The organism is Roseibium sp. M-1 (assembly GCF_054515675.1).
The window spans coordinates 1,081,104-1,094,589 of the sequence record NZ_CM137257.1 but is presented as its reverse complement, the minus strand read 5'-3'; the positions used below and the strand labels follow the sequence as shown (position 1 = coordinate 1,094,589).

At 60.2% G+C, this 13,486-nt stretch carries 11 protein-coding genes; 9 read left to right on the top strand and 2 right to left on the bottom strand.

Annotated elements, in window-relative coordinates; translation table 11 throughout:
• Positions 1–11: 11 nt before the first annotated feature.
• From ACX3M4_RS04990 to ACX3M4_RS04960, 7 genes are all read left to right on the top strand, one after another.
• A complete protein-coding gene (locus tag ACX3M4_RS04990; RefSeq protein ID WP_459357493.1) occupies positions 12–728 on the top strand; it encodes an ABC transporter ATP-binding protein in 717 nt (238 codons plus the stop codon).
• Between the two features lie 557 nt (positions 729–1,285).
• Positions 1,286–4,801, top strand: a complete 3,516-nt coding sequence (dnaE, locus tag ACX3M4_RS04985) for a DNA polymerase III subunit alpha (RefSeq protein WP_459357492.1) — start codon at positions 1,286–1,288, stop codon at positions 4,799–4,801.
• A gap of 225 nt (positions 4,802–5,026) precedes the next feature.
• Positions 5,027–5,296: a hypothetical protein gene (locus ACX3M4_RS04980; protein ID WP_459357491.1), complete on the top strand. Its 270-nt coding sequence runs from the start codon at positions 5,027–5,029 to the stop codon at positions 5,294–5,296.
• 363 nt (positions 5,297–5,659) lie between these two features.
• Entirely contained in the window at positions 5,660–7,081 is a 1,422-nt protein-coding gene (locus tag ACX3M4_RS04975; RefSeq protein ID WP_459357490.1) for a M28 family metallopeptidase, read from the top strand.
• 50 nt (positions 7,082–7,131) lie between these two features.
• Positions 7,132–7,437, top strand: a complete 306-nt coding sequence (locus tag ACX3M4_RS04970; RefSeq protein WP_459357489.1) for a hypothetical protein — start codon at positions 7,132–7,134, stop codon at positions 7,435–7,437.
• A gap of 320 nt (positions 7,438–7,757) precedes the next feature.
• The gene (locus ACX3M4_RS04965; RefSeq protein ID WP_459357488.1) at positions 7,758–9,428 is read left to right on the top strand and encodes a zinc metalloprotease; all 1,671 of its coding nucleotides are present in this window, start codon (positions 7,758–7,760) and stop codon (positions 9,426–9,428) included.
• A 69-nt stretch (positions 9,429–9,497) separates the two neighbouring features.
• Entirely contained in the window at positions 9,498–10,439 is a 942-nt protein-coding gene (locus tag ACX3M4_RS04960) for an MvdC/MvdD family ATP grasp protein (protein ID WP_459357487.1), read from the top strand.
• 166 nt (positions 10,440–10,605) lie between these two features.
• Here the strand turns inward: ACX3M4_RS04960 and ACX3M4_RS04955 are convergent, their stop codons facing one another.
• Both ACX3M4_RS04955 and ACX3M4_RS04950 read right to left on the bottom strand, forming a co-directional pair.
• Positions 10,606–11,007: a VOC family protein gene (locus ACX3M4_RS04955; protein WP_459357486.1), complete on the bottom strand. Its 402-nt coding sequence runs from the start codon at positions 11,005–11,007 to the stop codon at positions 10,606–10,608.
• A gap of 68 nt (positions 11,008–11,075) precedes the next feature.
• The gene (locus ACX3M4_RS04950) at positions 11,076–11,966 is read right to left on the bottom strand and encodes an EamA family transporter (RefSeq protein WP_459357485.1); all 891 of its coding nucleotides are present in this window, start codon (positions 11,964–11,966) and stop codon (positions 11,076–11,078) included.
• A gap of 73 nt (positions 11,967–12,039) precedes the next feature.
• Here ACX3M4_RS04950 and ACX3M4_RS04945 point away from each other — a divergent pair, with 73 nt between their 5' ends.
• Both ACX3M4_RS04945 and rpsB read left to right on the top strand, forming a co-directional pair.
• Positions 12,040–12,393: a winged helix-turn-helix transcriptional regulator gene (locus tag ACX3M4_RS04945; RefSeq protein WP_459357484.1), complete on the top strand. Its 354-nt coding sequence runs from the start codon at positions 12,040–12,042 to the stop codon at positions 12,391–12,393.
• A 238-nt stretch (positions 12,394–12,631) separates the two neighbouring features.
• Positions 12,632–13,432: a 30S ribosomal protein S2 gene (rpsB, locus tag ACX3M4_RS04940; RefSeq protein ID WP_459357483.1), complete on the top strand. Its 801-nt coding sequence runs from the start codon at positions 12,632–12,634 to the stop codon at positions 13,430–13,432.
• The last annotated feature ends 54 nt before the right edge of the window (positions 13,433–13,486 follow it).

Sequence of the window (13,486 nt, the reverse complement as noted above, 5' to 3'; positions counted from 1 at the left end):
GGAGACGGGAGATGAACATGGCCGTTGATCCCGCCCGCACGCCGGGCCTTGCCCCTGCCGCGCTGGAGCTTTCCGGCATCACGCGCAGCTTCGACGAGGGCAGCAAGAAGCTGCATATCCTCAAAGGCGCAAACCTGCGTATCGAGGCCGGGGAAATGGTCGCGCTTGTCGCTGCCTCAGGCACCGGCAAGTCGACCCTGCTGCATATCGCCGGACTTCTGGAGCGGCCGGACGAGGGGGATGTCTATCTCGGGCCCGTGAATTGCTCCAACCTGTCCGACGACAAGCGCACGGCGATCCGGCGCAACGATATCGGCTTCGTCTATCAGTTTCATCATCTGCTGCCGGAATTTACCGCGCAGGAAAACGTCATGATGCCGCAAATGATCCGTGGCCTGCCCCGGCATCTGGCAGCGGAACGTGCGGACGAGCTCCTGAAATACATGCGTCTTGGCGAGCGCGGCAGCCATCGCCCGTCCGAACTCTCTGGCGGCGAGCAGCAGCGTGTTGCGGTTGCCCGTGCGGTTGCCAATGCTCCGCGCATCCTGCTGCTCGATGAGCCGACCGGCAACCTCGACCCGAATACGGCCGCCTATGTCTTCGATGCCCTGCAAGCCCTCGTGCGTGCTTCGGGTGTCGCGACCCTCTTCGCCACCCACAACATGGAGCTGGCGGGCCGTATGGACCGCGCGATCACTCTCGACGAAGGTCTGGTCAAGGAACTCTAGTTCAGAGGCTTCCCTATAGCCGGCTCACCTCTCGCAACAACGAAACCGTCTGGTAAAACTTCAGACGGGATCGTTCTTGCGATTGATGATGTGGAACAAACCAAAAACCCGCAGTTTTCAGCAAATTTGATTAGCTGATGACAAGGGGAACAAAAAGGGCTTGCAATAGGAACAAAAATGGAACAAGATCCAGTTACGCACTAGTCAAGGTTGGAGGATGTGATGTTCCATATCGCTCGTGATTTTGCCGCTTTCGGATCTCTGGTCTGTTTCTGCACCACGATTGCCGTCTGGAGTGACGTGCTTTTTTCAGTCAGCTGACCGCGGCAGCTTGTGGAAGGAAGCGGGCAGGGAAGGGTCATCTGTTATGATGATGTGTGCTCTCTTGCCCTTGGAAAGTTTTTCGCGCCGTCTGGTCCTGCTGTCTGCCCCGTGCTGGTCGACCCATGCGCCACGCAGCCAAAGAACAACGGGCACAACGTTCATCACGCCTCGACAGGGTTTTCCGAACGCGCTTCACTTGAGTGCTGATTCTGAAAGATGTAACGAGTGCCGTCATGACTGGTTCCAATCCCGATACGTCCCGGCCAGGAGCCGGCGGGCAGCCTGAAGGTGCTGGAGAGGCCGGCGGAGCAGGCGGCCCCGGTTTTGTGCATCTGAGAGTGCACTCGGCACTATCGCTGCTGGAAGGCGCCCTGCCGATCAAGAAGCTGCTCGATCTTGCCAAGGCCGATGAACAGCCGGCTCTGGCGATCACCGACACCAACAATCTCTTCGGCGTGCAGGAATTTGCAGGCAAGGCCTGGGGTTCGGGCATCCAGCCGATCGCAGCCTGCCAGCTGTCTGTTGATTTTGACGACGGGCTGGAATCGGGCCGCCGCAGCGAACCGGCTTTGGCCGATCTTGTGCTGATTGCCATGACCGAAACCGGCTATGGCAATCTGATGGAGCTGAGCTCTCGCGCCTTTCTCGATACGGAAACCGGCTTGCGGCCACATGTTTCTGCCGAATATCTCCTGTCGAAATCCGCAGATGTGATCGTGTTGACGGGCGGCGTCACCGGTCCGCTCGGCGCAGCCTTGCTTGCAGGGCGAAAGGACCTGTCCAAGCTGCGGCTGGAACGGCTGTCGCAGGGGTTCCCGGGCCGGTGCTACGTTGAGATCCAGCGCCACGGCATGGAAGCCGAGCGCAAGACGGAAGACGCCTTCCTTGACCTTGCCTATCAAACTGGTCTGCCGCTGGTGGCAACCAACGAGGCTTTCTTCCCGAAGCGGGAAGACTATGAAGCTCATGATGCCCTGATCTGCATATCCGAAGGCCGGGTGCTGATCGAGGACGATCGCCGCCGCCTGACCCCCGAACACTATTTCAAGTCCCGTGCGGAAATGTGCGCGCTTTTCGCCGATCTTCCCGAGGCGCTTGCCTCGACGGTCGAGATTGCAAGGCGCTGCAGCTTCCGGCCGCTGAAGCGGGCACCGATCCTGCCGCGCTTTGCCGGGGCTGACGCCGATCCGGAGGAGGCGGAACGCGCCGAGGCCGACGAACTGAAGCGCCAGGCCCGAGAAGGCCTGCAGGCCCGTCTCGACGCCCATGGCCTGGCGCCGGGGCTGGAGGAAAAGGACTACTGGGATCGTCTCGACTATGAGACGGGCATCATCGAGCGGATGAAATTCCCGGGCTACTTCCTGATCGTTGCCGACTTCATCAAATGGGCCAAGTCCAACGACATTCCCGTCGGTCCCGGCCGCGGGTCCGGTGCAGGCTCCCTGGTTGCCTGGGCGCTGACCATCACAGATCTCGACCCGATGCGCTTCTCGCTGCTGTTCGAGCGCTTCCTCAACCCGGAACGTGTCTCGATGCCGGACTTCGACATCGACTTCTGCCAGAGCCGGCGCGAAGAGGTGATCCGCTATGTGCAGGGCAAGTACGGCCGGCAGCAGGTGGCGCAGATCATCACCTTCGGGTCGCTCCAGGCCCGCGCCGTGCTGCGCGATGTCGGCCGGGTGCTGCAGATGCCCTATGGCCAGGTCGACCGGCTCTGCAAGCTGGTGCCTGCCAACCCGGCCAATCCGGTCACGCTCGCCCAGGCAATTGACGATGAGCCGCGTCTAAGGGAAGCCGCCAAGGAAGAGGAGATCGTGGAACGGCTGCTCGGCATGGCCCAGAAGCTGGAGGGCCTCTACCGCCACGCCTCGACCCACGCTGCCGGTGTTGTCATCGGCGACCGGCCGCTGGAGCAACTGGTTCCGCTCTACCGCGACCCGCGTTCCGACATGCCGGTTGCCCAGTTCAACATGAAGATGGTGGAAGAAGCCGGACTGGTGAAGTTCGACTTCCTCGGCCTGAAGACGCTGACGGTCATCGATACGGCGGTCAAGCTGATCGACCGGCTCGGCATCCATGTAGACGTGGCCGCGCTGCCGATCGACGACGAAAAGACCTACCAGATGCTGGCGCGCGGCGAGACCTTCGGCGTGTTCCAGCTGGAAAGCCAGGGCATGCGCCGGGCGATTGCCGGCATGAAGCCGGACAGGTTCGAGGACATCATTGCGCTCGTGGCGCTCTACCGTCCCGGCCCGATGGAGAACATTCCCGTCTATAACGCCGTGAAGCACGGCGAACAGGATCCGGACTGCCTGCATCCGCTGCTGGAACCGATCCTGATGGAGACGAACGGCATCATCGTCTACCAGGAACAGGTGATGCAGATCGCCCAGGTGCTTTCAGGTTATTCCCTAGGGGAAGCTGACCTTCTGCGCCGCGCAATGGGCAAGAAGATCGCCGCGGAAATGGAGGTCCAGCGCGCCCGTTTCGTTGACGGTGCGGTGGCACAGGGCGTCAACAAGAGCCACGCAGGCACGATCTTCGATCTGGTGGCGAAGTTCGCGAACTACGGCTTCAACAAGTCGCACGCGGCCGCCTACGCGCTCGTCTCCTATCATACGGCCTGGCTCAAGGCGAACCACCCGGTGGAGTTCATGGCTGCATCCATGACCCTCGACATGGGCAACACCGACAAGCTCGGCGACTATCGCCAGGAAGCCCGGCGGATGAAGATCGAGATCGAGCCGCCGTCCATCAATCGGGGCCAAGTCTATTTCGACGTTGCCGACGGCAAGATCCTCTACGCCATGGGCGCCATCAAGGGTGTCGGTGAACAGGCCGTCGAGCATATTGTCGAGGCGCGGGGCGACAAGCCCTTCAAGAGCCTCGGTGATTTCGCCCGGCGCATTTCGCCCAAGGCGCTCAACAAGCGCACGCTGGAAAACCTCGTTGCCGCCGGCGCCTTCGACGAGCTGGAGCCAAACCGGGCACGTGTCTTCGAAGGCCTCGACCGGATCATGGGCCTGGCGCAACGCACGGAAGAGAACAAGACGCTCGGCCAGGACGAGCTTTTCGGCGGCAGCGACAGCGAGGAGCCCTTGCAGCTGGACGAGGTCCACGGCTGGACCAACGAGGAAAAACTGCAGCGGGAACATGCCGCCATCGGCTTTTATCTCTCCGCCCATCCGATCGACGAATATGCCGCCGTCCTGGAGAAGATGCGGGCACAGCCCTGGACCCAGTTCGCCGAAGCGGTCAAGCGCGGCGCCTCTCACGGACGTCTTGCCGGTACTGTCGTTTCCATGCAGGAACGCAAGACCAAGACCGGAACGCGTATGGGTATTGCCCGCCTTTCGGACTCCACCGGCCAGTACGAAGCGCTGCTCTTCCGGGAAAAGCTGGAGCAGTTCCGCGACGTTCTGCAAACAGGCCGCTCGGTGGTGATCCTCGTCGGCGCCGACATGCGCGACGATGAGCCGTCTCTTCGGATCGAGAAGGTGGATCCGATCGAGGTCGAGGCGGCGAGGTTGCAGAAGAGTATGCGTGTCTTCGTGCGCGACGAACGTCCGATCCCGAGCCTTGCCAAGCAGCTTCAGGTGCGCGGCGAGGGCGACGTGACAGTGATCGTGCTTCTGGACAATGGCGCACGCGAGGTCGAAGTCAAACTCCCCGGCCGCTTCCGCCTGTCACCGGAAATAGCAGGCGCATTGAAAGCCGTGCCAGGCGTCACGGATGTGCAGATGGCGTGAGGCTGGCCAAAGACCATGGGCCGAGGCAAGCCAGGTCGACGCTGTTCCTGCGGACAAATCGTATATGCCTGTCGATTCCGACGTTGAATTCAACCATTGCCAAAAGCGATGCGCAGGCAATTGGCAGATTTGTCCAGGGTGGTACACAGTTTGGCAATGTAAATCAGGTTTTTCTTTTAAAAGTCTCTCTAACGCATTGTAAGAACGGGCTTTAGGGGGAAACCAGTGAAGTTGGAGTATGCGAAATCCCGCTTCATCGTTACCCGCCGCCTCTATTGGATCAATGCAACGGTTTGCCGGACGCAGACGACGTTTGATTTCATCCACCGCACAATCTCGCGAGACGCTTTTGCAGGTTGCGAATTGCAAGCATCGACGCTGCAGCCAGCTGGATCTTCATGGATTGTTGGTTCCACTGAACAGGTGGCGTTCGGCTGGATACCGCCAACGGGCGGCGACCAACATGACACCCAACAGTTCTTCCGGTCGCGTTGACGTTCGATCAGCTTGTTGGGTTTGATCACACTCCTGGTCGAGCCTTCTTCGGTTTGTCTGTAGCGTCTTGGCGAACCCCAAAAAGACTGCAGTGATCGTGGTGGCTAACGACAATTGATCGCACTGCGAAAGCGAGCCGTAATATTATAAAATAACGTAAGGTAAGCAATTTCGAGTTGAGTAAACGGTAGTATAGTAAAAGTATAAATTTTTCATAACGCTGATCTCAGGTTGAGTAAAATCCGGTAAGGTGCTATGATGAGTTTTTCATGAGGCGTTGCCATGAAGTATTCATCTTATGTAGTTTCCGATTTGGATTTTGAGAACACACGCAACCGGATTGAGGCTGCGGGCGGATGTTGGGTGCGGTTCGGCGATGACGTGCTGACCTATTCCACGAACAACCTTTGGTCCAAGATCGAGAGCGAGGTTCCGGATGGACGGCGCAGCACGCGTCAGCCGGAGGGGACCGTCTCCAAGCCGGAGATGCATCTCGTTGTCCAGAAAGGCCGGACTTTCCAGCTTGAACATCCCGAAGTTGAGGTGATTTTCGACAAGGGCCGATACCTCGTCGTCAAGCTCACCAAGGCCAAAGCGCGCAAGATCAACGATCGCGACGATGTCTGCTTCAAGGTTGAGCCGCTTTCTGAAAACACGACCGTATTCGAAACGGCATCCCCCGCGCGGTCGGCAGCCGCAACCGGTGCACCCCATGCCCGTGTCGTCGACTGTGTGCAACAGGCCGCATTCCAGGCCTGCATCGAAAAACTGGTTTCCTACCCGACGCGTCTATCCGGCAGCCCGCACTATAGGGAGGCCGCCGAGTGGTGCCGGAATCTGCTTTCCGAGCTTGGATATTCGGCCAATCTGGAAACGGTCACGATGCCCGGTGGACAAACCTCCGCCAATGTCGTTGCCCGTCAATGCGGGAAAGGGCTTGGAGGGCGCGGCAACGTGATTGTCGTAGCGCATCTGGATTCGGTCAATCATCCGGGCGGTCCCGATGCCTCAGCACCGGGGGCTGACGATAATGCCAGCGGCTCCGCCGGTCTCCTGACACTTGCCGCCGCCTGTTCCACGTTCGACTTCGAAAACGACCTGACTTTCGTGCTGTTCGGCGGTGAGGAACAGGGCCTGCATGGCAGCACGCAATATGTCGCCGCGCTCTCTCAGTCCGAGCGCGAACGCATCCGAGCTGTCCTGAACATGGACATGATCGGTTCGGTCAATTCCGAGCCTCCTACCGTTTTGCTCGAAGGGCACGCGATCAGCCAGACGCAGATCTCGGCGCTCGCGCAGTCGGCTGCCGATTTCACCACGCTCGCAGTCCAGACCTCTCTCAACCCCTTCGCCAGCGACCACGTTCCCTTCATCGAGGCGGGGATACCTGCCGTTCTGACCATTGAGGGTGCTGACGGCGCAAACAGTGCGATCCATACCGCAAACGACACGCTGGACCGGGTGCGTCCGGAATTCGCGTTCCAGATCCTGCGCATGAATGCCGGCTTCGTTGCCGGCCAGGCCGTGCTGAAAGAACAAGCCCTGCCGGTTGCAGATGGCGGCCAGGCGGCCTGGCCGCAGCATGCCGGTGTCGATCAGGCGCGGCTGCTCAATGAGTTGGCGACCCATTATAACGCGCTCTTTGCACAATATGCCCGGCTCGGACGCGACGGCATGCTTTCGGCGCAGGATTACGGCAACTGGCAGGCGACGCGCGCAGCCTATGATACGTTGACCGCCGGCAAGGCCCTGGGAGGGTGCGGTTGCGGTTGCGGCGACTGCTAAATCCAGCCGGGAAATGCCGGACTGAGACAAAGCCAGCGTGGATTGGGTAAATGGCGGACAAGGCTGACATAGCAGGCGAGTGGGTTGAAATCGGCGAGGAAAGCAGCGGCGACCGTATGGTCTTCTACCGCTCCGGATCAAAGATACCTCCAGCCCGCGGACGCCGCCATCTCGAGCTTACGGAACAGGGCGGGGCGCGAGGTGCAGCACCCGGTCCGACTGACAGACTGGAAAGCACCGGGTCGGGAGGCTGGTCGCTGGAGGGCGACAGGCTGGATGTTCAAGTCCCAGGATGGGAGGGCGAGTATGACGTAGAATACGCACAAGACGACAAACTGATTTTGAAACGCAAATAGATCTGCAGCTTTTTTAAAGACACTCCGTCCCACTTGAATTCGGCTTTCGCAATCTGACCTGCGCCGGACAAGTTCAAGGGCACACCGCTCGGTATGGAGTGAGGGGATCAGCCAAAAGCTGGTCGATTTTAAACAGTTAGAGATTTCTGCATTCGATCGCAGGATCTCTGGGGGTTGTCCCCGCCGCAATCGCAGCATGCACAGTTCACGCACCGCAGACCGGTGCGAACCGGGAGCGTTTGTCCGCTCCGGGAGCGGGGACCTTTTTCATTGTCACGTGCCGCATGCCGCGTGCCGAAACGGAAATTGGGAGAAAAGATATGGCTGAAGACAGCAATCCGAAGCATCGGGGCTGCGGTACGATGGAAGTCCATCGCCGTCTGCTTGATACCGACAGGGAATATGCACGTCGCCTGACCCGCATCGAGGAGCAAGCCTTTCGTGCGGCAATGTCGGGCCCACTCATGCGCCCGGGCTGCACCCGCATTCCCGTGGTTGTTCATGTGGTCTACAAGACGGCGGACCAAAACATCAGTCAGGCGCAGATCGACAGCCAGATCGAGGTTCTGAACCGGGATTTCCGCAAGAAGAACTCCGATGTTTCCAATGTCCCTGCGCCTTTTTCGCCCCTGGCGGGAGATGCACGGCTCGAGTTCGAGCTGGCGAAGGTAGATCCGGACGGTAAGCCGACCGACGGTGTTACCCGTACGCAGACCAACAAGACGTCATTCGGGTCGAACGACGACGTCAAGTTCTCGAACCAGGGCGGCAAGGATGCCTGGCCGCGGGACGACTATCTGAATATCTGGGTGTGCCAGCTCTCTGGCGGCCTTCTGGGGTATGCGCAGTTTCCCGGCGGTCCGGCGGCAACCGACGGCGTCGTGGTCACGCATACCGGCTTCGGCACGACCGGAACTGCAGCAGCGCCTTTCGACAAGGGCCGGACTGCGACGCACGAAATCGGCCACTGGCTGAACCTGCGCCATATCTGGGGTGATGACGGCGCCGGCTGTTCGGGATCCGATTTCGTCAGTGACACGCCAAACCAGGGCGGACCGAACACCGGCAAGCCGACTTTTCCGACGATCTCCTGCTCCAACGGGCCGAACGGCGACATGTACATGAACTACATGGACTATGTCGACGACGACACGATGGTGATGTTCACCGAAGGCCAGATCCAGCGCATGCATGCCTGCCTCGACGGACCGAGAAGCGCCATCGGTGTGTCGATCCCGTGCAGCGGTGGCCCGAAACCTTTCCCGAAGGACCTGCCCAAGGATCTGCCGAAGGACATCATCAAGGAGTTCCCGAAGGATCCCCCCAAGGAGTTTCCAAAGGATCTGCCCAAGGACCCGCCGAAAGAGTTGCCCAAGGATCCGCCGAAGGACTTTCCGAAGGACCCACCCAAGGACTTCCCCAAGGACCCGCCAAAGGACCTGCCGAAAGATCCTCCCAAGGACTTCCCGAAGGACCCGCCCAAGGATTTCCCGAAGGATCCCCCGAAAGAGTTTCCGAAGGATCTCCCCAAGGATCTGCCGAAGGACGCTCCAAAGGATATCAAGAAGGAAGGTCCGTTCGATCCGGGGCCGAAGTCCATTATCAACGATCCGCCAAAGAGCCTGATCAGCGACCCGGGCCCGCAAAAACCGCCGCGGCTTGATCCGGGTCCGAAGAACATCCTCGGCGACACGCCAGGAAAGCAGGTCTTCGATCCGCCGAAGTCCTTCCTGGAACCACCCTTCGAACCTGGCCTGCCGAGCACTCCGTTCACACCGGTTCAACCGGGGCCGAACGTGCCCTTCGTACTCGGCACCGGCGCGCCCCAGGCCGCTCAGCCGCAGCAGGATCCAAGGATCGAGCACCTGAACTATTACGCGCAGATCCTTGCTCAATACGCGGACCTGAACCAGCGCGGCATGCTGGACGCACAGGGCTATGCCGCCTGGCAGCAGGTTTGGGCAGCCTACCAGCAGCTCGGCGGTAGCTGAGCAATTTGAGAGGTAAAGGGTTCCGGCCGTTCGCGCGGCCGGAACTTCTTTTCGGGAAGGATTGGTTTCTTGATTTTGATCATTTCATTTGCCGGCAACGAGCACGTCAACAAGGTCACACAGCACCTAAGATCCGAATTCGACATTCTCGACCTGGCCAGCATCCCCATGGAAACGCGTATCAATGCACGGGCAGGGGCGTCGCAGGATCGCCTCTATTTCGAAACGGCCAGCGGGCGGCGCATCGATCTGGACCGGGTTGGAGCGGTGTGGTGCCGGCGGATAAGGCCGTTTAGGATAGATCCGGTCATTGCGGACGAAACCTCGCGCATGTTCGCGCAGTCGGAGACGACGGAAGCCGTGCAGGGTTTCTGGTATGCCATGCCGTGTTACTGGATGAACCCGCCGACCGCGGACGAAACCGCGCTCAGGAAGGTCACGCAGCACCGGGTGGCAAGACGGCTCGGGCTGCGCATACCTGAGACGCTGGTTACCAATGATCCGCAGCAAGCACGCCTGTTCGTTGAGGAACATTCGGCGACGGGTGTTGTCCGCAAGGCGTTCCGCAATGTTGCCCAGGCACCGCGGGAGACCCTCAAGGTCGGTGCCTTGGAAATGGCGCAGCTCGACGCCGTGCGGTTTGCTCCGGTGATCTTCCAGGAATATATCCCGCTCGCCCTCGACCTCCGCGTCACCATCGTGGACGGCGAGGTGTTCGCGACGTCCTTTCGCTCGGAAACCCGCTACGAGGTCGACTATCGCCCCGGTGTCGGCACCGCGGAAGTGCGCGCCTACGATCTCCCGGACGATGTCAGTGACAAGCTCCTGAAACTGATGGACTGGTTCGGGCTGCGCTACGGGGCAATCGACCTGCGCGTGACACCCGGTGGCGAACATGTGTTCTTTGAAGTCAATCCGGCGGGCGAATACCTGTTTGCCAGCGAGCGCACGGGGCAACCGGTGCCGCAGGCAATTGCGGCGGCCCTGGAGCGGAACGCGACCCCAAACTAAAAAAGCAGCGGAACGCGACCCCAGACTAAAAAAACAGCGGAACGCGACCCCAGACTAAAAAAACAGCGGAACGCGACCCCAGACTAAAAAAACAGCGGAACGCGACCCCAAACTAGAAAGCAGCGGAACGCGACCGCTCTTGAAGGCGCCATCGACTTCCGGATCCTTATTGTCCCGCCGGCCAGACGATCTCGAGCCGGATACCGCCGGGTTCCGCGAACATCATGTGTTTGCGCGGTCCGCTGCCGAGCGGTTCTGGTTCGAATTCGACGATGACACCTGGCCAGTCGCGGATGCGGGCCGCGAGATCCAGAAGTTCGTCTTCGCTGGCAACTTCCAGCGCGACGTGATGCAGGCCGATATTGGTCTTGCGGTCGAAATCCGTCATCGGTTTTGTGCGGTCGGCCTGCCAAAGGGTGAGACGGGCCGTGCCGTCCGAAACGGTCGTTCGCGGGTAGCTGTCGTCACGCGCCAGCAGTTTCCAGCCGAGCAGGTCGGTGAAAAAAGCGGTGGTCTGGTCCAGGTCGCGGACGGTGAGGCCGAGATGGCTGATGCCTTTTGTGGTCAAGACGGGGCTCCATGGAGGAAGAGGCGGTAGCCTAGGCATACAGGGCAGAACCGATTCCGTCTCCCCGGTCAGAGCAAGACGATGATCGCCGTACCGCCGATTGCCGCGAGAGCTCCAAGTGTTGCTTCACGGCTCGGTGCCTGCCCCTCCTTCAGCCACAGGATCGGCAGGACCAGGACAGGGGAGAGAGAGCCGAGGATTGCGGCCAATCCGGCGTCGAAATTGGCGAAGGCATAAAGCAGCAGCGAAGTTGAGAGGATATAGCCGATGACACCCGGCAGGATCGTCCGTCCGAGCAGCGGTGCGGTCAGGCGGCTTCTGGGGCGAAATAGCCGGGCGGGCCAAAGCGCGATGACGGAAATGATAAAGGCAGCGCCAAGCAGGCGAACGGCAGAAACGGCGAGGGGGTGCATGCCCTCCGCCATGGCCGGCTTGACTGCCAGAAAGCCGAAGCCCTGACACAGCACTGCGACAAGACCCAGCAGGACGACGGACCAGAGACGGCCGTTCAGCCGATCGCTTTCCGAGCGCTCATTGCCGCCGAACTGCACCGCCAGAAAAAGTCCAGCCAGGACGACAAGCCCACCGGCAAGATCCCAGGCGCCCAAGGTTTCTCCGAACCAAAAAAACGCCATCACGGCGACGACTGGTCCTTTCAGCGACAACAGCAGTTCCGTTCGCCGAGGTCCGCCGCGGCGCAAGCACTCGATCATGGCAAGGTTGCCGGCAAGAATGCCGAAAACAGTGCTGAGAGTGAATGCCGGCCAGTGGTGCCAGGGAATGGACGACCAGTATCCGAGAGCGGCACAAAGCAATGAGACCAGAGCCGCGCAGGCGGTCAGCTGGATGCGGGTGAACTCAAATGCGCCGAGAAGCCGGGCGGGTTTCTGGGCAAGGACGATGCCAGTTGCCCAGCCGGTGGAGGCCCCGATGGCGGCAGCGATCGGAAGAAGCAGCATGACAGATGGTCCGAGAAGTGCTACTGATTATGTAGCTATAGCACTGCTACACAAAAGATAGCAAGGATTTTCCATGGCAGCCTCCATACCAAGGCCCGGGTCTCCGGTCCGGGGATCGAAGACCGGCAAGCCGATCATGGCGCTGTTCGACCTGCTCGGGCGCAGCTGGGCGCTTGGAATCATCTGGCAGCTCTCGGAACGCAGCCTGACTTTCCGCCAATTGCAGGACCAGTGTGAAGGCGTGTCGCCGACAGTCTTGAACAAGCGGCTGAAAGAACTCAAGGAATGCGCGTTGGTCGACCATGACGGGAGCGGATATCTCTTGACGGATCTCGGGCAGGAGCTGTTCGTTCTTCTGGCCCCGTTCGGCGGATGGTCGCAAAAATGGTCGCGGACGGTTTTTGACGAGATCGAAGCCGGGAACTAGCGCGCAAACATGCGCAGGAAGCCGGGAAGGATTGTTGAGGCTTGCAAAGGTGCAAAACCGGCAAGAAAACCGGTCCTTAGGCCTTGAAATAAAATTTCTTCCCAACTATAAGGCGCGCATTCCACACGCAAGGGGCGGAACCTGAGCTTATCGGGGTCCATCCGGTGGCCGAAGGAAATTTCCTCCGGTCCACATCCTCTTGCGGAGGTCAAACCGGAAAACTCAGGAGATAAGGGCCATGTCACTGCCCGATTTCACCATGCGTCAGCTTCTGGAAGCAGGCGTTCACTTTGGTCACCAGAAACACCGTTGGAACCCGCGTATGGGTCAGTACATCTTTGGTGTGCGCAACGATGTTCACATCATGGACCTGTCCCAGACCGTTCCGCTTCTGCACCAGGCACTCAAGGCCGTGTCCGACACGGTTGCCGGTGGCGGCCGCGTTCTGATCGTCGGTACCAAGCGCCAGGCTCAGGAAGCCGTTGCTTCGTCCGCACGTAACTCCGCTCAGTACTACGTCAACGCCCGCTGGCTCGGTGGCATGCTGACCAACTGGAAGACCATCTCCCAGTCCATTCAGCGCCTGCGCAAGCTGGAAGAGACCCTGTCCTCCGACGCCGCAAACGCTCTGACCAAGAAAGAGCGTCTGTTCATGGACCGCGAGCGTGAAAAGCTCGAGCGGAACCTTGGCGGCATCAAGGACATGGGCGGTATCCCGGACCTTATCTTCGTGATCGACACCAACCGCGAAGCCATTGCCATCCAGGAAGCACGCCGTCTGGGCATTCCGGTCGCCGCGATCCTCGATTCCAACTCCAATCCGGAAGGCATCACCTATCCGGTGCCGGGTAACGACGACGCCGGCCGCGCGCTTTCGCTTTATTGCGACCTGATCGCCCGCGCTGCCATCGACGGCATCTCCCGCGCCCAGGGCGCATCCGGCATGGACATCGGTGCTTCTGAAGAAGCGCCGGTCGAAGAAGCCCTGGCAGATGTTGCTGAAGAAGCACCGGCCGCCGAAGCTGCAGCCGAAGCTTAAGTCTCTTCTGCCGCGGCCTGCCGCGGCAGATAGTTGTTGAATTCGCCAGACGGG